Raw genomic sequence first — 20,935 nt, 5'->3', positions numbered from 1 at the left:
CGCCTCAGCGGGCGCGCTCGTAGGTCGTCTCGATCGAGTAGTCCTTGTGCGGCCCGGTGACCCGCATGCGCACGGTGAAGCGGTTTTCGTCCGGGAACTCGTAGTGGCCGACGTAGGTGTCCTGGCCGCAGAGGTGTACGTCGGACGCGGCGGCCTGGTCGAGCCGGAGCACGTGCAACGTCCGCGGTGGCCCCGGCTCGGCGAAGCAGATGCGGATCAGTCCCGGCTCCAGCCGGTAGTGGTACTCGCGATAGACGTCGAGGACCTGCCCGCCGTCCAGGGTGAGCTGCCCGTCCTCGCGGTAGTGCAGCAGATCCGGCCCCGCGGGGCGGAACCGGGCCGACCCGGTCATCCGGCCGGTGCCCGGCAGCGCCCTGGTGATCGTCCACTCCCCCGGCAGGGCTGCGAACAGGCGCGCCTCCTCGTCGCTGGGCGGGTTGTCCATACGACCAGGATGCCCGAGGACCGGGACGGCCGTTCGGGAACGACCTCAGTCCGGACGGACACGGCGGTCTCCCGGGTTCGCGGATGCGCCGGGGGTTTGTGCGGCTCGCATGTGACTTGTCGCCCACTCGAGTGCGTAGTCGGCCACGCGTTCCCAGCCAGGCTCGACGCCGGTGAAGTGTGAGCGGTCGGGAAACTCGTAGATTTCGGTCGTCGCCGCGGAGTTGCGGTACTTCTTCGCGTTCGAGCGGATCACTGACGGCGGCATCAGGTGGTCTTTGCCGCCGATGATGAAAAGCAGTGGAGCACGGTCATCCAGGTCGTAGTCGACCCAGGTCTCCTGGTGGCCTGGCTTCCAGTTGGCTATCAGGCCGTAGGCCCATACCCAGCTGCCAGGCGCCGGGATGTGGAGGCGGTCGTACGCCGCGTCGGACTCCTCCCGGCTGCAGGTGTTGGCGAACGCATAGTGGAACTGCTCCTTGGTGAAGCCCACTGCGCGGTGCCGGTTGGCCGGGTTGGCGAGGACCGGGAACAGCGATTTGATCTGCGACGGCGGGTTGATCCGCACACCCTCCGGTGGGGCCGAGTCGATCACCACAGCGGCAGCACCCAAGCCACGGTTGACGAGGAGTTGGGTGAAGGTCCCGCCGAAGGAATGGCCCATGATGATGGGTGGGGTATCAACGCTTTCGACTACGTCGACAAGGTGCTCGAGCGTCGCGGGGACCGTCGCATCGGCGATGATCTGAGGGTTCTGGCGCAACGCCTCCACTTCGATCTCGAATCCCGGATACGTCGGAACGATGACCTCATGGCCCTTTGCGCGGTAGTACTCTGCCCAGCGATCCCAGCTCCGGGCGGTCATCCAAAGCCCGTGGATCAGCACGATCGGGGCCCTTGGCGTCGCTTCGTTCATGGTGTTCCTTCCGTTGTCGAGTAGCAGCAACCGTCGAAACACGCGATTGTCGGAATCCTCGGACAGCGATCGCCTCGCCTCGAAGGGATGAAGTCGCGGCTCGCCGTCGAAGCCGGCCAGGTCGGGATGTCCACCGATGTGGCGCAGCTCCCAGGCGGAAGTCAGCGCCCCTGTGGGCTGCCGTCCCAGCCGAGGGCCGGGGCGACCGTCCGCGCGGCGTCGGTCAGCAGCCGGATGTTGTCGGCGAGTCCGAAGGCCGGTGGGAGGAACAGGACGATCTCCTCGGCCGCCGCCAGGCCGGGGTCGGCGAGCACGGCCTCGGTGACCTCGTCGGGTGTGCCGTGGAAGACCGGGCTCATCCGCATCCCGGCCGGGAGGTCCGCGCCGATCACCGGGGTCAGCGCACCCTTCGGGCGGGACGCGGCCATGCCCTCGGTGCGCCGCTGCCGGTCGTAGGCGGCGTAGGTCTCCCGCAGCCCGGCCGTGGTGCCGGGCAGGACCGAGGCGGCGACGGCGACCGGCGGCGGCTCATTGCCGTGCTTGTCGCGCCAGGTGGTGCGGTAGACGTCGATCAGCCGCGCCTGGTGCTCGCCGAAACTCACGCCCTCCGGGACGTCGTGCAGCACCGTCCCGGTGATCAGCCCGATGCCGAGTTCGGCGGCCCGCGCCGCCGAGCCGAGACTGCCCGCGCCCTGCCGGATCCGCGACCGCAGGCCCGGGCTGTGCGGGGTGACCCGCAGTTGCGTGCCCACCGGCGCGCCCTGCCCCGGTCCGTCCACGATGTGCAGCGCCGCCCCGGCGATCGCGTCGAGGAACCGCTCCTGGCGGCGCTCGGCCTCGGTGCGCGCGTCCGTGCCGACCTCGCCGAACACCGCGTCCCAGGTGGCGTTTCCGCTGGTGGACACCGCGAGCTGGAGGCGGCCGCCGATGAGCAGGTCCGTGGTGCCCGCGGCCTCGGCCAGCAGCACCGGGTCCTGGTACCGCATCGGGATCACCGCGCTGCCGAGCGTGATGCGCTGCGTGTGCTGCCCGGCCGCGGCGAAGAACGGCAGCGGCGAGGACAGGTAGTGGTCGAAGTGCCGCTGGTAGGCCCATCCGGACTGGTAGCCGAGCGCCTCGGCCGCCCGGAACAGCTCGATGCCCTCCCGGAGCCCCGCGCCCGGGTCGTCGCTGAACGACACCCGCGTGTTGAAGCCGAGCCTGCGCCCCGTCACGACAGCTCCTGCGCGCCGGCGGGGATCGAGTCGATGAGGGCCCGTGTGTAGGGCTCCCGCGGACTGTCGAAAATGGACTCGACCGGCCCGCTCTCGACGATCCGCCCCTGCCGCATCACCGACACGGTGTGCGCGAGCTGGCGCACCAGCGCGAGGTCGTGCGACACGAACACGTACGTCAGCCCCAGCTCGGCCTGCAGCGACAGGAGCACCTCGACGATGCCGGCCTGCACGGTGACGTCGAGCGCGGAGGTCGGTTCGTCGAGCACGATCACGTCCGGCCGCAGCACCAGCGCCCGCGCGATCGCGACCCGCTGCCGCTGACCGCCGGACAGCGCGGCGGGTTTGCGGCCGCGGAGCTCGTCCGCCAGCCCGACGGCGTCCAGCACCTCGCGGACCCGGTCGGCGCGTTCGCGCCGGGTCCCGATGCGGAACCGGTCCAGCGGCTCCCGCACCAGCCGCTCCACCTTCCACGTCGGATCCAGTGAGGTGTACGGGTTCTGGTAGACCAGTTGCAGGTGCCGCCGCACGGACCGCAGCGCGGCGTGCGAGCCGCCGGTCACCTCCTCGCCGGCCACCTCGATGCGGCCCGAGTCGGCGCGTTCGAGGCCGAGCAGCAGGCGGATGGCGGTCGTCTTCCCGGAGCCGGACTCGCCGACGAGCGCGTGCGTGGTGCCCGCGCCGACGCTGAACGACACGTCGTCCACGGCCCGCAGCGCGCGGCCGCCGACGGTGAAGGTCTTCGTCACGCCGCGGATATCGATCTTGGGCGCAGAACCGGTGAGCCGCTGCGCGCCGACGTCGCGCAACCGGCGGTAGCGGTCCGGGTTGAGCGCCGGGACGTCGGCGTGCAGGCGCCGCGTGTAGTCCGACCCCGGCGTGGAGAACACCTCCGCGGTGGGCCCGGCGTCCTGCACCACGCCGTCCTTGAGCACGACCAGTGAGTCGGCGCGCTCCGCGGCGATCGCCAGGTCGTGGGTGATGAGCAGCAGGCCGATGCCGAGGTCGGCGCGCAGCCGGGACAGCAGGTCGAGGATGCGCCGCTGGATGGTCACGTCCAGCGCCGACGTCGGCTCGTCGGCGACGAGCAGCTCGGGCCCCGGCAGCACAGCCAGTCCGATGAGGACGCGTTGCAGCATGCCGCCGGAGAGCTGGTGCGGGTAGGAGTCGTAGACGCGCCGTGGGTCGTCGAGACCGACCTGCGCGAAGGTCTCCAGGATCCGTTCGTGGCGCCGGGCCGCGCTGGGCTCGTCCAGCAGCGCGGCGGCTTCCCTGGCCTGCGCGCCGATGGTGCGGACCGGGTTGAGGGAGCTGCCCGGGTCCTGCGGCACGTACCCGATGCGGCGGCCACGCAGGCGGCGGAACCGGCGTTCGGGCAGCGACAGGACGTCCTGCCCGTCGAACTCGGCCACGCCGCGCGCCCGGCCGCCTTCGGGCAGCAGACGCAGCAGCGAGCGGGCGATGGTCGACTTGCCGGAGCCGGATTCGCCGATGAGCGCGAGGCTGCCTGCCCGCGGGAGCTCGAAGCTCACGCCGGTGACGACCTGGTGGTGGCCGTAGGCGATGGTGAGGTCCCGCACGCGCAGTAGCGTCCCGGTGGTCGTGGCCGCCGCGGGGCGGTCGAGGGTCAGTTCGTCTTGCGGAGCCATCGGCTGATCCTGTTCACGGAGAGGACGGTGGCGATCGTGACGAGCGCGGGCGCGTAGACCAGCCAGGGGGCCAGCGGGTAGTCCTTGCCCACCGAGATGAGCAGGCCCCAGTCGGAGGCGGGCGGAGGGTCGCCGTAGCCGAGGAACGCCAGCCCGGCGATGACCAGGATGGACAGTCCGAACTGGAGCACCGCGAGGGTCAGCACCGAGCGGGAGGCGTTGGGCAGCACGTGGCGCAGCAGGATGTGCCACCGCGACCCGCCCTGCAGGTAGGCGGCCTCGACGAACACGGCGCGGCGGGTCTTGATGACTTCGGACCGCATCACCCTGGCGAACACGGCCACCGCGGACACCCCGGTGGCGACCGCGGCGTTGACGGTCTGGAAGCCGAGCGCGCTGACGACGATGACGGCGAGCAGGAACTGCGGTATCGCCAGCAGCACGTCGACCAGCCGCGCCAGCGCGCTGTCGGTCCAGCCGCCGGCGAACCCGGCGACGAGCCCGATCACCCCGCCGACCACGACGCCGATGCCGACGGCGATCAGCGCGCTGCCGACGGAGGTGGCGGTGCCGTGCACGACGCGGCTGAACAGGTCGCGGCCCAGGTGGTCGGTGCCGAACCAGTGCCCGGCGCCGGGTGGCAGGAACTTGTCCGCGGGCACGCCGGCGGCCGGGTCCTGGCCGGTGAACAGCCCGGGCAGCAGCGCCCAGGACAACACGACCGCCACGACCGCGAACGACAGCACCACCGTGGGCGGCACCGCCGCGCGGCGCCGGGAAGCCGGGCGGGCGGCGGAGACCGCGGAGACCGTCATGCCGCCACCTCCGCGCGCCGCCGTTCGGGCAGCAACCGCACCCGCGGGTCGAGCAGCGGGTAGACGAGGTCTGCCAGGAGGTTGACCACGACGAACGCGACCGCGGCGAGCGAGACCACCGCCTGCAGCACCGGCAGGTCCTGCGCGGTCACCGACCGCTGCACCAGGCTGCCGATGCCGGTGCGCCCGAAGATCTGCTCGGTGATCACGGCGCCGCCGAGCAGCTCCCCGACCACCAGCGCGAGCACCGTGACCACCGGCAGCGCCGACGGTTTGAGCAGGTGCCGCAGGAACAACCGGGTCTTGCCGAGCCCGCGGGACCGGGCGAGGAACGCGTAGTCCTGCCGGGACTCGTGGTCGAGGTTCGCGACGAGCACCTCGGCGACCTGCGCGGAGACCGGGATGCCGAGGGCGACCGCGGCGAAGAACGTCGCCCACGAGCCCTCGGAGTCGATCACCCGGAACAGCCCGAGCTGGAACGCGAACACCTGGATCAGCACCAGGCCGATGACGAAGTTCGGCATCGACAGGAACAGCGACGGGAAGGCCCGCAGCACGCCCTGGCCGTAGCGCCGGGGAAGGTAGCGGGTGCCCAGGGCGATGGCCAGCGCGAGCACCAGCGCCACGGCCAGCGCGGCGGCGGCGAGCGCGAGCGTGGACGGCAGGACCTCGCCGATCATGCGGCTCACCGGCAGGTGCGTGCGCAGCGAGAGGCCGAGGTCCCCGGTCACGAACCGCGACAGCGACTCCCACAGCTGCACGTACACCGGCTGGTCGAGCCCGTAGTAGGCGATGATGTCGCGGATCTGGTCTTGCGTGAACGCGTTCTGCGGGTTGTTCAGGACGGCCGAGACCGGGTCGCCGGGCAGCACGCTGATCACCACGAAGGTGAACACGTAGGCGAGCAGGATGACCACGATCGCCTGCAGGACCCGCCGCAGGGCGTAGGTCGCGTAGTCGCGGTTCATGACGGGGACCTCAGCCGAGCCAGGCGGTGTAGTAGCTGGCGTAGGCGATCCCGTTGTAGGTCACGCCCTGCAGCTTCGGCGACTGGAGGTAGATCCGCTGCACGATCTGCGTGAGCGGGACGAAGTAGCCCTGCCGCAGCACGTGTCCCTGCAGCTGGTCGAGCGCCGCGTCGCGGTCGGCGACGGTCTTGGCGCCGGCCACCGCGGCGCCCAGCCGCACGAGTTCAGGGTCGCTCTGGCCGAGGCCGAACCAGTTCTCGCCCTTGTTCGCGTCGGTGAGCACGCCCGCGACGGTGCCCGCGTCGATGAAGCTGCGGGTGATCTCGTAGGCGGGCACGTTCGGGTTGCCCGGCTTGTCGACGCGGGAGCTGTAGGTGACCACGTCGAACGCCTGGAGCGTCACCTTGAAGCCGATCCTGCCGAGCTGCTGCGCGACCAGCTCGTCGATCGACTTCGAGGTCGCCAGGTAGGGGTTGGGGAACAGGGTCAGTGCCAGCTGCTTGCCGTCCTTGGCGCGCACACCGTCCGCGCCGCGCACCCAGCCCGCCTCGTCAAGCAGGCGGTTGGCCGTGGCTTCGTCGTAGGCGAAGTCGGCGCTGTGGTCGGTCACGCCGGGCACGTTGCTCTGGATGAACGACTTCGCGGGCAGCCAGTCCGGTGTGTAGACGGTGGAGATGATCTCGTCGCGGTTGATGCCGTGCTGCAGCGCCTGCCGCACCCGGATGTCGTCGAAGGGCGCGACCTTGGTGTTGATCGCGTAGCCGTTGACGAAGCCGAGGTAGCGGGGCGTGGCGGTGGTGAAGCCCTGCGCCTTGAACGACGCCAGCTCCTGCGGCGAGGGGTTGTAGGCCACGTCGGCCTGGCCGGACTGGACGGCGGCGGTGCGCACCGACGGTTCGGCGACGAGCTTGTAGGTGATCGAGTCCAGGTAGGCGGGTCCCTGGTGGCCCAGCGCCGGGGGTCCCCAGTTGTAGTCGGCCCGCTTCTTGAGCACCACGCTGTCGCCTTCCTTCCAGGAGGCGACGACGAAGGGCCCGCTGCCGATGTCGTTGGACAGGTCGGCCTGCTGGTCGGCGGGCAGCGCCAGGGTCTTCGGCGAGATCAGGATCGAGCCGTGGTAGCCGAGCGTCGGGATGAACCCGAGGGTCGGGGCGCGGAAGAACACCTTGACGGTGGCCGGGTCCACCACCTGGGCGTGGTCGTAGGTCTTGGGGAACAGGCCGATCGGGTTGATGCCGCGGGCCGTGTCGCCCTTCGCCCAGATGTCGAGATTGGCCAGCACGGCGGCGGCGTCCAGCGGGGTGCCGTCGGAGAACGTCACGCCCTGCTTGAGGTGCAGCGTGAACTCGGTGGCGTCGGCGTTCTGTTCCCACCGTTCCGCGATCCACGGGCTGACCGCGCCCTTGTCGTCGACGTAGACGAGCTTGTCGGTCACGTGTCCCCAGATGTGGCCCTGGAAACTGGAGATCGAGCTGTTGTTGGGGATCCAGGTGTCGCCGAGCGAGTCGATGAGGAACGTGATGTCGCCGCCCGGTTTCGGCTGGCCCGAGCCGCTTCCCGTGTTCGCCGTGCCCGGCGCGCACGCGGCGAGGACGACGACGGCGGCGAGGCCGGCGATCAACCGGGTGATGCGGCCGGGTGGTCTGACGCGGGGAGTCTGCATGGCAGGCAACCTACGAGCGCGCGGGCCGCGCGGTCCAAGACGAAATGGGGATGGGATCCCATCGAGGAGTCTGATCGGCCGGTTGCGGGGACCGCGGCGCGCGTGTGGTTAGTGTCGGGGCGTGGGCCGGACGAGCGAGACGAGCGCGCACTGGGGAACCTACCGGGTCGAGGTGTCGGCCGACGGCCGCGGCGTCGTCGCCGCCCGGCCGTACCCCGACGACCCGGACGCCGCACCGGCGATCGGCAACGTGGCGAGCGCGCACGGGCACCGCTCCCGGGTGGCCCGGCCGGCGGTGCGGCGTCGCTGGCTGGAGCGGGGGCCGGGGCCGGACGACCGGCGCGGAGCACCGGACGACGAGTACGTGGAGGTCGGCTGGGACACGGCGCTGGACCTGCTCGCCGGCGAGCTGGCGCGGGTGCGGTCGGCGTTCGGCAACCAGGCGATCTTCGGCGGTTCCTACGGCTGGGGCAGCGCGGGCCGGCTGCACCACGCGCAGAGCCAGCTGCACCGGTTCCTCAACACGATCGGCGGCTACACGCGATCGGTCAACGACTACAGCCGCGGCGCGAGCATGGTGCTGCTCCCCCACCTGATCGGCGCACCGGCCACTGTGGACCTCCGCGGGAAACCGGTGTCCTGGCGCGACATCGCCGAGCACACCGATCTGCTGGTGAGTTTCGGCGGCATGCGGCGGTCCAACACGTGGGTGGTGCCGGGCGGGCACGCGCGGCAGGCCGGGTCCGCTCTCGCCCGGGAGGTTGGCCGCAGCACGGAGGTGGTGGCGCTGTCGGCCCAGCGGGACGACGTGTTCGCCGATCTGGGCGCCGAGTGGATCGGCGTGATGCCCGCGACCGACACGGCCGTGATCCTCGCGCTCATCCACGTGCTCGTCACCGACGGCCTGGCCGACGAGGAGTTCCTCGCGACCTACACGGTGGGCGCCGAGCGGGTCCGCCGGTACGTGCTTGGGGATGTGGACGGCGTGCCCAAAACGCCTGAGTGGGCGGAGCGGATCAGCCGCACCCCGGCCGGGGTGATCCGCGAGCTCGCGCACCGGATGGCGGCCGGGCGCACGCTCGTCAACGTGGTCTACGCGCTGCAGCGCGGCGAACGGGGCGAGCAGCCGGTGTTCGCGGCGCTGACCCTGGCGGCGTTCCTCGGCCAGATCGGGCTGCCCGGCGGTGGGTTCGCGCACGGGTTCGGCTCGATGGGCGACTACGGCGTGGGGATCGCGGGGGCGCCGCTGCCGACCTTCCCGCAGGGGCGCAACCCGGTGCCGGACTTCATCCCGTGTGCCCGCATCAGCGACCTGCTGCTGCATCCGGGCGAGGAGATCCCCTACAACGGCGGGCGGCTGCGGCTGCCGGAGGTCAGGCTCGCCTACTGGGCGGGCGGGAACCCGTTCCACCACCACCAGGACCTGCGGCGGCTGCGGCGGGCGCTGTCCCGGCTGGACACGTTCGTCGTGCACGAGACGCACTGGACGCCCACCGCGCGGCACGCGGACGTGGTCCTGCCGGTGGCGAGCACGCTGGAACGCGACGACCTGGCGGCCGGCGCGGGCGACACCCGGCTGCGGGCGGTGCCGCGGGCGGTGCCGCCGCACGGGGAGGCGCGTGAGGAGTTCTGGATCTACACGCGGCTGGCCGAGCGGCTGGGCGCGGATTTCGCCGAGGGGCTGGATTCGCGGCAGTGGCTGGAGCGGATCTACGAGGAGTGGCGAGCCGCGCCGGGGTCGCCGCCCGCGCCGCCGTTCGACGAGTTCTGGCGGGAGGGCGGGGTGGCGTTGCCGCGGGAACCGCACTCCGACCGAGTTTTCGAGGCCTTCCGGGCGGATCCGGTCGCGCACCCGCTAGGGACGCCGAGCGGCCGGATCGAGTTGTTCTCGGAGACGCTGGCGGGGTTCGGCCTGCCCGATTTGGGAGGGCACGCGCAGTGGCGGGAGCCGGCGCAGTGGTGGGGTTCGCCGCTGGCCGCGGAGTTCGACCTGCACCTGCTGTGCAACCAGCCCTCGCACCGGCTGCACAGCCAGCTGGACATGGGCGCGGCCAGCCAGTCGACCAAGGTCGCGGGCCGCGAGCCGCTGCGGCTGCACCCGGCGGACGCGGCCGCGCGCGGCCTCGCCGACGGTGATGTCGCGCTGGTGCGCAGCGCGCAAGGCAGCCTGCTCGTGGGTGTCGTCGTGACGGACGCGCTGCTGCCGGGTGTGGCGCAGATGCACACCGGCGCGTGGTACGACCCGAGCGCGCCGGAGGTGGCGGACTGCGTCAACGGCAACGTGAACGTGCTGACCCGCGACGCCGGGACGTCGACGCTGACGCAAGCCACCAGCGGCGCGCACGTGCTGGTGACCGTGACCCGGTACGAGGGGCCGCTGCCGCCGGTGCGCGCCTACGACCCGCCCCGGCTGGGGAGTGATCGGTGATCCAGCTACGGGCCTAACGTCGGAGCGGCGGGTGTTCCCATGAGTTCCACGGCCGACTGGCCGCCCGCGTTCGCCAAACACCGATCGCGTCGGTCACCCCGCAGGCACTGGCCCGCTGCCGTCAGCTCCCCAGGACGCGCCGCCCCGCGGCGAGCAGCGCGGCGTCCTCCTGCGGCGGATGCACACGCACACACAACACATCCCGCAAGTGCCGCTCCAACGCATTCCGCCGCGACAACGCCGGATTCCCCAGCGCCGCAACCGCCGTCTGCACCGCGGCCACCACCGCCCGCGCGATCGCCCCGGTGCCCACCTACGAACCGCCCGGCCCCGCTGAAGGTCACACCCCCAACACGCGCCGCCCCGCGGCGAGCAGCGCGGCGTCCTCCTGCGGCGGGTGCACACGCACACACAACACATCCCGCAAGTGCCGCTCCAACGCATTCCGCCGCGACAACGCCGGATTCCCCAGCGCCGCAACCGCCGTCTGCACCGCGGCCACCACCGCCCGCGCGATCGCGACCTTGATCACCGGCAGCTGCGGCAAGACCGCCTCCTCCCCCGCTTCGACCCGCAGGAGCGCGCCGTGCAGCAGGGTTTCCGCCTGCGCGATCTGCAGGTCGATCTCGCCGGCCACGGACTGGATCCGCTCGGTCGTGGCGATCGGCCTGCCGAGCGCGCCCGGCACCCGCGAGCGGGCGAAGTCCGCGAACGCCCGGCGCGCCGCCTTCGCGACCCCGAGGTAGAGCGCGGGATGACCGAACCCGCCGGGCGCGGTCGTGGCCGCCGGGTCGCGGTAGACGCCGTCCGGGCCGCGCGGGATCTCCACGAACGCGTCCGCGGGCAGCTCGACCCCCTGGTAGATCACGTCGTGGGTGTTGGAGGCGCGCAACCCCAGGTGGTCCCACGTGTCGACCCAGGTGATGCCGGGCCGGTCGGCGGGGACGATCACGTGCCCGACGCGCGGGGCGTCCGGATCGCCGCCCGGCTCGGCGGCCACCGCCCACACCACGTGGTAGGCCAGCGCTTCGCCGCCGGTGGCGTAGGACTTGTGGCCGTCGAGCACCCAGCCGGAACCGGTCCGCCGCACCGTCGTCTTCGGCAGCCCGCCGCGGGCCGGGGCGCCGAGTTCGGGTTCGGCGCGGATGGCGTTGACCGGCGCGGGCCCGGCCAGGGAGCGTTCGAGCAGGTCGTCGTACAGCTCGCGGGGCCAGTGCGGGTTCGCGGCCTGGGCGGCGTGCGCCATCAGGGTGTTGGCGGCGATCAACGCGACCGACGGGTCGCCCTCGCCGAGCGCGGTGAGGATGCGCGCGGTGTCCCGCGGGCCCGCACCGGGGCCGCCGTACTGGCGGCCGACGGTCGCGGTGAGCAGGCCGGCGCGGTGCGCGGCCGCCAGGCCCAGCACGGGCACGGCCCCGGTCCGGTCGTACTCCTCGGCCGTCGCGGCGACTTCCGCGGTGACGGCGGCCAGCGAGTCGTCCGTGAGGTCCGGGACCGGGATGGCGTGCGCGATCGCGGTCATGCGTGCTCCTGCGCGGTGGCGTAGCGCCGGTAGTCCTCGCCGTAGTTGCCCAGGTGCTCGGCCTGCAGCCGCCCGCGCTGTCCGGTGGCCGCGCGGTGCGCGAGCTCCTGGCGCACCAGCGGCAGGACGTGACGTCCGTAGTCCACGGCGTCGTTGAGGGTGTCGTAACCGCGGATGCTGACCAGATCGGCGCCGCGATCGATGTAGTCGAGGATCGCCGCGGCGACGGTTTCGGCCGACCCGACCAGCGCGGTGGACGCCCCGGCTGCGTTGGTGACGGCGGCCGTGCGTGTCCACAGTGCACGGTCGTACAGCTCGGCCTGCTCGGCGAACGCCAGCGCCCGCTGCGAGCCGACGTTCTGCGGCGCGGCCTGCTGGTGGCGCTGCTTGCCGTAGGCGGCGGCGCGGAAGGTGTCGGCGATCTTGGCGACGTAGGTGTGCGCCTTCTGCCAGGCCTCCTCGTCGGTGCGGCCGACGATCGGGCGGAAGGTCACCCAGATCCGCGGCAGGGTGGCGCGGCCCGCGGCGCGCGCGATCCCGTGCACCCGCTCGATCTCACCGCGCAGGTCGTCCAGCGGCTCGCCCCAGAAGCTGAAGATGTCGGCCTTCTCGCCGCCGATCGCGAACGCCTCGTCCGACTGGCCGCCGATGGAGATCGGGATCGGCGAGTCGTAGGGTGCGAAGCCGGGGCCGAAGTCGTCGAAGGTGTAGAACTCGCCGGAGTGACTGAACGGGGCCGGCTCGGTCCAGGCGCGCCGCAGCAGGTCGATGTACTCCGAGGTGCGGGCGTAGCGGCGGTCCTTGGGCAGATAGTCGCCCTGGCGGGCCTGTTCGGCGTCGCTGCCGCCGGAGATCAGGTGGACGACCGCGCGCCCCTCGGTGAGCTGGTCCAGCGTCGCGAGCTTCTGGGCGGCGACCAGGGGGAAGGTCGTGTTGGGGCGCAGCGCGACGATCGGCTTGATCCGCTCGGTGAGCTGGCCGACGGCCGAGGCGACGACGAACGAGTCGGCCGTGTTCGAGCCGTAGGGCAGCAGCGTGTAGTCGAACCCGCCGTCCTCGAGGGCACGCACGTACGTGCGGAAGTACTCCAGGTCGATGCCGCGGGTGGGGATCGGGTTCAGCTCGGTCGACGGGTTGAGGTGCGACAGGCTGATGAACTCCACCCGCGGGGAGGCGGTTTCCGGGATCGTGTGGTCGAAGGCGGGCGCACTGGTCATGATCGGACCGTAGGCCGGGGCGTCCGGCGCCGTCCAAGACAAACCGGGGATGGGACCGATAGCCCGGCGTTATGGACGCTGCTCACGCGCCACGCGCCGCGGTCACGAGCTGCAGGTGCGGCCGCTGCGCGAAGAACTCCACGCCGGCGGTGAGCGCGGCCTGTTCCACCTCTTCGGGCAGGCCGCGCCGGGTGACCATGCGCAGCTGGGTGGTGCCGGCCTCGGGCAGGTCGCTCCGCACGCTCAACCCCGTCGGCCGCCCGCCCGCGCTGGGCAGCAGGGCGACGCCGAGACCGGCCCGGACACCGGCCAGCACCCCCTCCAGGGTCGTGGACTGCGCGGCGACCTCGACGTGGCGGTCGTCGGCGGCGAGCACGGACAGCGCCCGTTCCCGGATGCCGCAGGGTTCCTCGAACGCGATCAGCGGCAGCGTCCCCTCCGGCGGGGTCCAGCCGCGGGCCGAGTACCAGACCAGCGGCAGGCTCCCGACGAGGTGCCCGGCGCTGCGCCCGGTGGGGTCGAGGATGAACGCGAAGTCGACCGTGCCCTTGGCGACGGACTCGGTGAGCTGCGTCGACCGCCCGATCTCGAACCTGGTGGCGCACAACGGGAACGCGGCCTGCAGCGCCCGGATCATCTCCGGCAGGATCTGCTCGGCGCTGTGCTCGGTGGAGCCGACGACGATCGTCGGCGCGCGCTCGGCCTCCAGCCGCCGCAGCGAGGCGTCGTGCACCTCGATGATCCGCCGGGCTTCGGCCAGGACCCGCTCGCCCTCGCGGGTGAAGCGCATGGTGCGGCCGTCGCGCTCGAACAGCTTGCGCTTGAGGCCGCGTTCCAGCAGCCGGACGTGCTGGCTCAGCGCGGGCTGGCTGATGTGGCGCACGGCGGCCGCTTTGCCGAACCCACCGCACTCGGCGATCGCGATCAGCGTCCGCAAGTGTTCCAGGTCGAGCGAGTTGGTCATGCGTCGATTACAGCACCACCGGCTGTGGCTGACCGCTATGTGAGACGGCACCCATCACGGTCGCGCATGGGTAGCCATCGCGAACCGCTCTTGGACGCGGCGCGGTGGTCCGGGTCAGGCTGTCCGGGTGACCATTCCTGCGATTGCCACCACTCCCACCGAGTGGGACGAGCCGTCCGGCCTCGCCCCGCGCGGCACCGTCGTCGTGCTCACCGGCCGCGGCGAGACCCCGGCCTCCTACCAGCGCTTCGGCAGGCGGCTCGCGGCCGACGCCTACCGGGTGCGCGTGGTCGAGGTGGACCTCGACGACGTGGCGTCCGCCCGCGCGGCGGTCGCGGCGTTGCTGTCGGACACACCGGAGCCGAGGGTGCTGGTGGGCTCGGACACGGGCGCCACGCTGGCCGCGTCGCTGGCCGGCGAACTGGACCTGGTGGACGGCGTGGTGCTGGCCGGGCTCGCGCTGCCCGGCAGCGCGCGGGACGGCGACTGGGACGACGAGCTCGAAGCCCGCACCGCGTGCCCGACGCACCGGCGGATCCTCAGCGAGGACACCGGTTTCACGCGTGGCGCGCTCGCCCGGCCGGTGCCGTCGGGGTGGTCGTTGCGGGTGCCCGCGAAGCCGGTCCTCGTGCTGCACGGGAGCGCAGATCCGGTGACTGCGGCGGCCGCGGCGTTCGAGCCGTTCCGCGGGGTGACAACGGCGCGGCTGCGGGAGGTTTCCGGCGGGCGGCACGACGTGCTCAACGACGTGTCCCACCGCGCGGTGGCCGCGAACGTGGTGCTGTTCCTGGAAAGCCTGCGCCTGGGCCGTGATCTGCCCGCGATCGTGGTGGACGTCCAGGGCTGATGGGGTTCCTGGACGAGCTGCGGGCGGTCGTTCCGGTCCTCCCGGCGTCGGTGGCCGGGGACCGTTCCGGGGTCGCCGGTGACGGGCTCCCGCTCGCGGTCGCCCGTCCGGACACTGTGGACGGTGTGCGGGCGGTGCTGCGGCTCGCTTCCGCGCACGGCGTCCCGGTCGTCCCGCGCGGCGCGGGCACCGGGCTGGCCGGCGGAGCGGTGGCCGGGCGAGGTGAGCTGGTGCTGGACGTCAGCGGGCTGGACCGGATCGTGGAGATCGACCCGGTGGACGCGCTGGCCGTGGTCGAGCCCGGGGTGCGCACCGCGGAGCTGGATCGGGCGGCGCAGGCGTTCGGTCTGCGGTATGCGCCGGACCCGGCGAGCGCGGAGATCTCGACGATCGGCGGCAACATCGCGACGAACGCGGGCGGGATGCGCTGCGTGAAGTACGGCGTCACGCGGGAAGCGGTGCTGGGCCTGGACGTCGTGCTGGCCGACGGCAGGCTGATCAGGACGGGGCGCCGCACCGTGAAGGGTGTCGCCGGGCTGGATCTGACGTCGTTGTTCGTCGGTTCGGAAGGCACGCTGGGCGTGGTGGTCGGCGCGACGCTGCGGCTGCGCCCGTTGCCCGCACGCACCCTCACCGCGGCCGCGGCGTTCGACTCGGTCGCGGCGGCCGCGCGGGCGTGCGCCGGGCTCACCCGGCAGCGGCGGGAGCCGAGCGTGCTGGAGTTGCTGGACGGGGCGACGCTGGAGGTGGTCGACCGCGCGCAGGGCACCGATCTGGCGGCGCGGGGCGGTGCGCTGGTGATCGCCCAGGCCGACGGACCGGCCGCCGAGGAGGAGATCACGGCGATCGCGGAGGTGCTGGCGGAGGAGGCGACGTGGTCGGAGTGGAGTGACGACGCCGAGTCCGCGGAGCGGTTGTTGTTCGCCCGGCGGATGGCGCTGCCGTCGATCGAGCGGTTCGGCCGGGCGCTGATCGAGGACATCTGCGTGCCGCGGTCCCGCCTCGCCGAGGCCTTCGCGGGGGTTTCGCGGATCGCGGCCGCCCACGGCGTGCGGATCTACAGCTTCGCTCACGCCGGCGACGGCAACCTCCACCCGATCGTCGGTTACGAGACGCTGGACGCGGCGGTCCGCCGCGCCGGGGACGACCTGTTCGCGCTGGCGCTGGACCTGGGCGGCACGGTCACCGGCGAGCACGGCGTGGGGCTGTTGAAGCGGGACTGGCTGGCACGCGAGGCGGGCCCGGAGGTGCTGTCGGTGCAGGCCGCGGTGAAGGCGGCGCTGGACCCGCAGGGGATCCTCAACCCGGGAAAGGCTTTTTGACGCGGCTGTTCCGCGGGTGCACGACTCCGAGGTCACCGCCGCGCCGCGCGTTGCGGCGGCTTCCGTTGATCCGGTCGTTGAAGCGGTCGACGGCCCAGATGGCGCGCAGTCCGAGGCGGCTCATCATCAGCGGGCGCGGGAACTCGGGCGTGTCCGCCCACGGGACGTCCACGCCGGCGAGGTCTTCCCGGAGCCGGAAGCCGCGATGGCGAAGCAGTACGGCAGCCGGTTGGCGGTGGACATGGCCCGGGACGCGGTCCAGGCGTTCGGCGGCCTGGGATTCGCGCGGGAGCTGGCCGCCGACGGCACCCCGGGCCCGGTCGAGGCGATCTACCGGGACAGCAAGATCGGTGAGATCTACGAGGGCGCCAACGAGATCCTGAAGTGGGTCATCGCCCGCGGCATCTTCGGCAAGGAGATCACCGGCTGAGCTGTCCGCTAGTCGCCGGTCCGCTCGGTGAGTCCGCGGGCGGCCAGCACCGCCAAGCGACCCGCTTCGTGGCGCCGGTCTTGGGCATCAGGTTGGCGATGTGCGTCTTCACTGTGGTGACCCCGAGGTGCAGCTCGGCGGCGATCTCGGCGTTCGACAGCCCCTGCCCGAGCAGGGCGAGCACGTCCTGTTCCCGTCCGGTCAGCTGCCACCGGCCGGGAGCGGGCGCTTCGGTGCGCTCACGCGCGGCAATCGCGGCGTGCACGAGCCGCCGGAGCACCGCCGCGCTGAACGGCGCGTCCCCGTCGTCGACCGGGCGGATCGCGTCGAGCACTTCTTCCGGCGTCGCGTCCTTGGCCAGGAACCCGTGCGCACCCGCCCGCAGCGCCGGGTACAGGTGCTCGTCGTCGTCGAAGGTCGTCAGCACGATCACCCGCGTCGCGGGCCGCGCTGCGTGCCTGACCTGCTCGTCGCGGAGTCCGCGTCGCTGGCCGGGGTGTTCCTGCCCGGCGCCGTGGCGGTTCGCCGCGTTTGAACCGGCTGTTTTGGTCAACTAGGACCTGGTGGTTCCTTCGACGCCCGAGCCCACCGAGTACCTGCCCCGCGTCGGCGAGGTCGCGCCGAAACCGTGGTGGCGCAGGCCCCCGACGATCGCCGCGGCGGCTGTCCTGTTCGTACTCGCTGTGCTGTACGTGCTCGACCTGGCGCTGAGCTCCGGTGACGTCCCGCGTGGCACGACCGTGGCGGGTGTGGCGATCGGCGGCATGAGCAAGTCCACGGCGGAGCAGACGCTGCGGGACGAGCTGACGCCCCGGCTCGGCCGTCCGGTTCAGGTGCTCGCCGGTGACCGGGAGATCCCGTTCGTCCCCGCGGAGGCCGGGGTGCGGGTCGATGCCGGGGCGACTGTGGCCGCGGCGGGTGCCCAGCCGCTGAACCCGTGGACCCGGTTGATGTCGCTGTTCCGCGACCGCGAGATCGCCGTGGTGGCCCGGGCGGACCCGGGCGCCCTGACCGCCACCCTCGACGAGCTGCGGGCGGCGGTCGACCGGCCGGTGGTGGAGGGCGGCATCCGGTTCGACGGGACCACCCCCGTCGCCCTCGATCCGCAGGCCGGCCAGGCGCTCGACGCCGTCCGGGCCGAGGAGGTGCTGCTCACCGGCTGGGCGACCGCGGAGCGCGTGCCGGCTCCGGTGCTCCCCCGTCCGCCGAAGACCACACCGGACGGAGTGCGCGCGGCGCTCGACGAGATCGCGCGGCCCGCTGTCGCCGCGCCGGCAACGGTTCGCGGCGACGGCCGGGACGCCACTCTGGAGCCCGCGCAGATCGCCGCCGCGCTGACGTTCCAGCCCGGCGACAACGGCACGCTCGTCCCACGGCTCGACCGCGCGAAGCTCGGCCCGCTGGCCGATCAGCTCGCGCCGACGGAGAAGCCGGGGCAGGACGCGCGGATGCGGTTCGACAACGACCGGCCCGCGGTCGTACCGGCGGTCGACGGCCGCGCGGTCGACTGGGACCAGACCCTGAGCGGGTTGCTGGAGGAGATCCGGCCGGGCCGCGACCGGACCGCCGACGCCCGGTACGCGGCCGTGCCGGCGAGGATCACCACCGACCGGGCCGGGCAGCTCGGGATCACCGAGGTGATCGGCGAGTTCACCACCGGCAACTTCGCACCCGACTCCGGGATGAACATCCGGGTGGTCGCCGAGAAGGTGTCCGGCGCGATCGTGCTGCCCGGGGAAACGTTCAGCCTCAACGGGTACACCGGCCCGCGGGAGGCCGCGCAGGGGTACGTGGAGGCCGGCGTGATCGAGGAGGGCGTGCCGGAGCGCGAGGTGGGTGGCGGGATCTCGCAGTTCGCCACCACCCTCTACAACGCCGCCTACTTCGCCGGGATGACCGACGTCGAGCACAAGGAACACAGCTACTACATCAGCCGCTACCCAGCCGGCCGCGACGCGACGGTCTTCCAGAACCCGGACGGCAGCAGCGTCATCGACCTGAAGTTCGCCAACGAGTTCCCCACCGGGGTCGCGATCCAGACGATCTGGACGCCGAAGTCCATCACCGTGCGGTTGTGGGGCACGAGGCACGTCACGGTCGAGTCGGTGCCCGGCCCGCGCGGCGACTACGTCGACCCGCACACGGTCACGAAACCGGCGGGAAGCACGTGCCAGCCGGCCCGCGGCAAGCCGGGGTTCCGCACCTCGGACACGCGGATCGTCCGCGACCTGAGCGGACGGGAGATCAGCCGCATGACGCGGACCGTGCGGTACGACCCTGAGCCCACGGTGCGCTGCGCCGGCTGACGAAAGCATTCCCCGAGCGCGCGGGACCTTGATCACACAAATACCCCTAGGGGGTACTTGCGCCACGTTCGTCCACAGGGCTAACTTCTCGGTCGTACAGATACCCCCCATAGGTATAGGAGACCGAGATGAGAACCGACTCCCGCCGCTGGTGGGCCCTGGGGTTCCTCGCGCTCGCCCAGTTCATGGTCATCATGGACACCTCGATCATCGGGGTCGCGCTGCCGAAGATGCAGTCCGATCTCGGCTTCACCCCGGACGGCCTGTCCTGGGTGTTCAACGCCTACGTGGTCGCCTTCGGCGGGCTGCTGCTGCTCGGCGGCCGCCTGTCGGACCTGCTCGGCGCCCGGCGGATGTTCACCACGGGCTGGGTGGTCACCCTCGCCGGTTCGATGGTGGCCGCCCTCGCCGGCACCGCCGCGATCGAGCTGACCGGCCGGGTCCTGCAGGGCGCCGGGGCGGCGTTGATCGCGCCGTCGGCCCTGACGCTGTTGATGGTGCTCTTCGGTGAGCGCCCGAAGGAGCTGACGAAGGCGCTCGCGCTCTACGGGGCGGCCGCGCCGGCCGGCGGCACCGCGGGTGTCTTCCTCGGCGGCGTGATCACCGAATGGCTGTCCTGGCCGTGGATCTTCTGGCTCTACGTGCCGATCTCGCTGATCGCGATCGCGGCCACGCCCGCCCTCATGCCGGTCACGCCCGCACGCCGCGGCGCTGTCGACGTGGCGGGCGCGGTGGCCGTCACCGCGGGCCTCGCGCTCACCGTGTTCGCCATCGTGCGCGCTCCCGAGCAGGGCTGGGGATCGGCGGCGACGCTGGGCGCACTGGCCGGCGGGATCGTGCTGCTGGCGATCTTCCTGGTTATCCAGCGGTCCCGCCGGGTGCCGCTGGTGCGCCTGGGCATCTTCCGCACGCCGAACCTGGGTGCGGCGAACCTGGCCCAGCTGCTGCTGGGCGCCGCGTGGATCCCGATGTGGTACTTCCTCAACCTGTACCTGCAGCAGGTCCTGGGTTACGGCGCGTTCGCCGGTGGCGCGGCGCTGCTCCCGATGACGCTGCTGATCGTGATCCTGATGGTCGGCGTGGCGCCGCGCCTGATCGCCCGCTTCGGATCGAAGACCCTGATCGTGGCGGGACTGTGGGCACTGGCGGCGGGCCTGGTGTGGTTGTCGTTCGTCCGGCCGACCGGCTCGTTCGTGGTCGATGTCCTGCCGGCATCCCTCGTCGCCGCCCTTGGTCAGGCGCTGGCGTTCATCCCGTCGCTGGGCATGGCGATCTCCAGCGCGAAGCCGGAGGAGGGCGGGCTCGCGTCCGGGATCGTGAACACCGCCTATCAGATCGGCTCGGCGCTCGGCCTGGCCGCGATGACCGCGGTCGGCCTCTCCTTCGGGGCCGGTGAGCTCGGCGACGCGACCGCCCTCACCGACGGCTTCTCCGCCGCCTTCCTCGGCGCGGCCGCGATCGCCCTCGTCGGCGGGTTCCTCGGGCTGGCCACGATCCGCACCGCCCGGGCCGAGACCGCGCCGAAGCAGGAGGTGACGAGCCTCTGACCCCCGGCGACTGTTCCTCGCGAAGCGGCCGATGAGCGGCGAAAACGCTCGTCGGCCGTTCTCGCGTCGTGGCCTAGCGGGCTTGTTCCAGTGGGTTCCGGCCGATGCGGGTGGCGAGGTCGTTGCCGATCGCGGCGGCAGCGGAGCTGTCCGGCTTGCGCTTGGCCTGGTCCTGGAAGCACCGCACGAACTCCTCGGCCAGGGTCAGCCGGGGATAGCGGCCCATCACTTCGGCCTGGAACGCGTCGGGGAAGTCGTCGAGGTGACGGCCGGTGATGTCGACCCCGGTGGAGCGGGCCAGGAGGAAGCCCTCCGGGTCCTCGTCCTGGTCCACCTCGTGCCACATGTGCCGGACGATCACCTCCGACAGGCGCTCGCGCCGCGGCCGAGGCCACCCGGCCCCCGCGGCGAACACCCACGCCACGTGACCACCGGCGACCTCGAAGGGCACCGTGTGGCTGTCGAACTCCGCGACCAGCCCGACGTCGTGCAGCAACGCCGCGACGAACAGCAACTCGGCATCGAAGGCCACGTCGTGCGCGGTCCCGTAGGCCGCCGCCCACACGTACGCGCGGAACGAGTGGTTCAGCAGGGCAGGCGAGTGGTAGGTCTTCGCCACGTCGATGGCGTTGAGACAGACGGGACTGTCCGGAAGGGAGACGTCGGTGAGCCGCATGCGCTCA

General features: G+C 72.3%; 19 protein-coding genes. 6 read left to right on the top strand and 13 right to left on the bottom strand.

Annotated features, from left to right (window positions below; all coding sequences use genetic code 11):
- Positions 1-4 precede the first annotated feature (4 nt).
- From AMYTH_RS0101890 to AMYTH_RS0101860, 7 genes are all read right to left on the bottom strand, one after another.
- Entirely contained in the window at positions 5-445 is a 441-nt protein-coding gene (locus AMYTH_RS0101890; protein ID WP_027928876.1) for a DUF6314 family protein, read from the bottom strand.
- Between the two features lie 45 nt (positions 446-490).
- Positions 491-1,360 (bottom strand): alpha/beta hydrolase, encoded by an 870-nt coding sequence (locus AMYTH_RS43410; protein WP_037322133.1) that lies wholly within the window; start codon positions 1,358-1,360, stop codon positions 491-493.
- 161 nt (positions 1,361-1,521) lie between these two features.
- On the bottom strand, positions 1,522-2,574 hold the full coding sequence (locus tag AMYTH_RS0101880) for an LLM class flavin-dependent oxidoreductase (RefSeq protein ID WP_027928875.1): 1,053 nt from the start codon (positions 2,572-2,574) through the stop codon (positions 1,522-1,524).
- Positions 2,571-4,223 carry a dipeptide ABC transporter ATP-binding protein gene (locus AMYTH_RS43405; RefSeq protein ID WP_037322130.1) on the bottom strand — a complete coding sequence of 551 codons (1,653 nt, stop codon included), beginning with the start codon at positions 4,221-4,223 and terminating at the stop codon, positions 2,571-2,573. Before AMYTH_RS43405 ends, AMYTH_RS0101880 begins: the two co-directional genes overlap by 4 nt.
- Positions 4,202-5,038, bottom strand: coding sequence for an ABC transporter permease (locus tag AMYTH_RS0101870; protein ID WP_027928874.1), 837 nt, complete (start codon positions 5,036-5,038; stop codon positions 4,202-4,204). The genes AMYTH_RS43405 and AMYTH_RS0101870 overlap by 22 nt, the downstream gene beginning before the upstream one ends.
- On the bottom strand, positions 5,035-6,006 hold the full coding sequence (locus tag AMYTH_RS0101865; RefSeq protein WP_027928873.1) for an ABC transporter permease: 972 nt from the start codon (positions 6,004-6,006) through the stop codon (positions 5,035-5,037). The genes AMYTH_RS0101870 and AMYTH_RS0101865 overlap by 4 nt, the downstream gene beginning before the upstream one ends.
- Positions 6,007-6,016: 10 nt before the next feature.
- Positions 6,017-7,669, bottom strand: a complete 1,653-nt coding sequence (locus AMYTH_RS0101860; RefSeq protein WP_027928872.1) for an ABC transporter substrate-binding protein — start codon at positions 7,667-7,669, stop codon at positions 6,017-6,019.
- 121 nt (positions 7,670-7,790) lie between these two features.
- Between AMYTH_RS0101860 and AMYTH_RS0101855 the strand changes: the two genes are divergently transcribed.
- Entirely contained in the window at positions 7,791-10,097 is a 2,307-nt protein-coding gene (locus AMYTH_RS0101855) for a molybdopterin-dependent oxidoreductase (protein WP_027928871.1), read from the top strand.
- A 121-nt stretch (positions 10,098-10,218) separates the two neighbouring features.
- On the opposite strand, the gene AMYTH_RS0101850 is transcribed toward AMYTH_RS0101855, so the two are convergent.
- The 4 genes from AMYTH_RS0101850 to AMYTH_RS0101835 all read right to left on the bottom strand — a co-directional run bounded on the left by AMYTH_RS0101850 (position 10,219) and on the right by AMYTH_RS0101835 (position 13,800).
- Entirely contained in the window at positions 10,219-10,410 is a 192-nt protein-coding gene (locus tag AMYTH_RS0101850; RefSeq protein WP_027928870.1) for a hypothetical protein, read from the bottom strand.
- A gap of 27 nt (positions 10,411-10,437) precedes the next feature.
- Positions 10,438-11,619 carry an acyl-CoA dehydrogenase family protein gene (locus AMYTH_RS0101845; RefSeq protein WP_027928869.1) on the bottom strand — a complete coding sequence of 394 codons (1,182 nt, stop codon included), beginning with the start codon at positions 11,617-11,619 and terminating at the stop codon, positions 10,438-10,440.
- Complete coding sequence (locus AMYTH_RS0101840) at positions 11,616-12,836, bottom strand: LLM class flavin-dependent oxidoreductase (protein ID WP_027928868.1); 1,221 nt, start codon at positions 12,834-12,836, stop codon at positions 11,616-11,618. Before AMYTH_RS0101840 ends, AMYTH_RS0101845 begins: the two co-directional genes overlap by 4 nt.
- Positions 12,837-12,918: 82 nt before the next feature.
- Positions 12,919-13,800: a LysR family transcriptional regulator gene (locus AMYTH_RS0101835; RefSeq protein WP_027928867.1), complete on the bottom strand. Its 882-nt coding sequence runs from the start codon at positions 13,798-13,800 to the stop codon at positions 12,919-12,921.
- A gap of 127 nt (positions 13,801-13,927) precedes the next feature.
- On the opposite strand from AMYTH_RS0101835, the gene AMYTH_RS0101830 reads away from it, so the two are divergent.
- From AMYTH_RS0101830 to AMYTH_RS50075, 3 genes are read left to right on the top strand one after another with little or no spacing between them, the layout of a single operon-like run.
- Positions 13,928-14,647 carry an alpha/beta hydrolase gene (locus AMYTH_RS0101830; RefSeq protein WP_051362458.1) on the top strand — a complete coding sequence of 240 codons (720 nt, stop codon included), beginning with the start codon at positions 13,928-13,930 and terminating at the stop codon, positions 14,645-14,647.
- Complete coding sequence (locus AMYTH_RS0101825) at positions 14,647-15,969, top strand: FAD-binding oxidoreductase (RefSeq protein ID WP_027928865.1); 1,323 nt, start codon at positions 14,647-14,649, stop codon at positions 15,967-15,969. Before AMYTH_RS0101830 ends, AMYTH_RS0101825 begins: the two co-directional genes overlap by 1 nt.
- A 16-nt stretch (positions 15,970-15,985) precedes the next feature.
- Positions 15,986-16,399, top strand: a complete 414-nt coding sequence (locus AMYTH_RS50075) for an acyl-CoA dehydrogenase family protein (RefSeq protein WP_228684533.1) — start codon at positions 15,986-15,988, stop codon at positions 16,397-16,399.
- On the opposite strand, the gene AMYTH_RS43400 is transcribed toward AMYTH_RS50075, so the two are convergent.
- Entirely contained in the window at positions 16,389-16,952 is a 564-nt protein-coding gene (locus AMYTH_RS43400; RefSeq protein ID WP_084022473.1) for a LuxR C-terminal-related transcriptional regulator, read from the bottom strand. The two genes, AMYTH_RS50075 and AMYTH_RS43400, sit on opposite strands and share 11 nt — an antisense overlap.
- Positions 16,953-16,962: 10 nt before the next feature.
- Here AMYTH_RS43400 and AMYTH_RS0101805 point away from each other — a divergent pair, with 10 nt between their 5' ends.
- Both AMYTH_RS0101805 and AMYTH_RS0101800 read left to right on the top strand, forming a co-directional pair.
- A complete protein-coding gene (locus AMYTH_RS0101805) occupies positions 16,963-18,705 on the top strand; it encodes a VanW family protein (RefSeq protein ID WP_027928862.1) in 1,743 nt (580 codons plus the stop codon).
- A gap of 128 nt (positions 18,706-18,833) precedes the next feature.
- The gene (locus AMYTH_RS0101800; protein ID WP_027928861.1) at positions 18,834-20,252 is read left to right on the top strand and encodes an MFS transporter; all 1,419 of its coding nucleotides are present in this window, start codon (positions 18,834-18,836) and stop codon (positions 20,250-20,252) included.
- A 73-nt stretch (positions 20,253-20,325) separates the two neighbouring features.
- Here AMYTH_RS0101800 and AMYTH_RS0101795 read toward each other — a convergent pair whose 3' ends face one another.
- Positions 20,326-20,928, bottom strand: coding sequence for an HD domain-containing protein (locus AMYTH_RS0101795; protein WP_027928860.1), 603 nt, complete (start codon positions 20,926-20,928; stop codon positions 20,326-20,328).
- Positions 20,929-20,935: the final 7 nt, after the last annotated feature.

This window comes from Amycolatopsis thermoflava N1165 (genome assembly GCF_000473265.1).
In the GTDB taxonomy this organism is placed as follows: Bacteria; Actinomycetota; Actinomycetes; order Mycobacteriales; family Pseudonocardiaceae; genus Amycolatopsis_E; species Amycolatopsis_E thermoflava.
This window is presented reverse-complemented; position numbering and strand designations above follow the sequence as displayed.

Coding starts and splice junctions, on each gene's coding strand:
- AMYTH_RS0101890 (WP_027928876.1), bottom strand. CDS start 445: ATGGACAACCCGCCCAGCGACGAGGAGGCGCGCCTGTTCGCAGCCCTG.
- AMYTH_RS43410 (WP_037322133.1), bottom strand. CDS start 1,360: ATGAACGAAGCGACGCCAAGGGCCCCGATCGTGCTGATCCACGGGCTT.
- AMYTH_RS43405 (WP_037322130.1), bottom strand. CDS start 4,223: ATGGCTCCGCAAGACGAACTGACCCTCGACCGCCCCGCGGCGGCCACG.
- AMYTH_RS0101870 (WP_027928874.1), bottom strand. CDS start 5,038: ATGACGGTCTCCGCGGTCTCCGCCGCCCGCCCGGCTTCCCGGCGCCGC.
- AMYTH_RS0101865 (WP_027928873.1), bottom strand. CDS start 6,006: ATGAACCGCGACTACGCGACCTACGCCCTGCGGCGGGTCCTGCAGGCG.
- AMYTH_RS0101860 (WP_027928872.1), bottom strand. CDS start 7,669: ATGCAGACTCCCCGCGTCAGACCACCCGGCCGCATCACCCGGTTGATC.
- AMYTH_RS0101845 (WP_027928869.1), bottom strand. CDS start 11,619: ATGACCGCGATCGCGCACGCCATCCCGGTCCCGGACCTCACGGACGAC.
- AMYTH_RS0101840 (WP_027928868.1), bottom strand. CDS start 12,836: ATGACCAGTGCGCCCGCCTTCGACCACACGATCCCGGAAACCGCCTCC.
- AMYTH_RS0101835 (WP_027928867.1), bottom strand. CDS start 13,800: ATGACCAACTCGCTCGACCTGGAACACTTGCGGACGCTGATCGCGATC.
- AMYTH_RS0101825 (WP_027928865.1), top strand. CDS start 14,647: ATGGGGTTCCTGGACGAGCTGCGGGCGGTCGTTCCGGTCCTCCCGGCG.
- AMYTH_RS0101800 (WP_027928861.1), top strand. CDS start 18,834: ATGAGAACCGACTCCCGCCGCTGGTGGGCCCTGGGGTTCCTCGCGCTC.
- AMYTH_RS0101795 (WP_027928860.1), bottom strand. CDS start 20,928: ATGCGGCTCACCGACGTCTCCCTTCCGGACAGTCCCGTCTGTCTCAAC.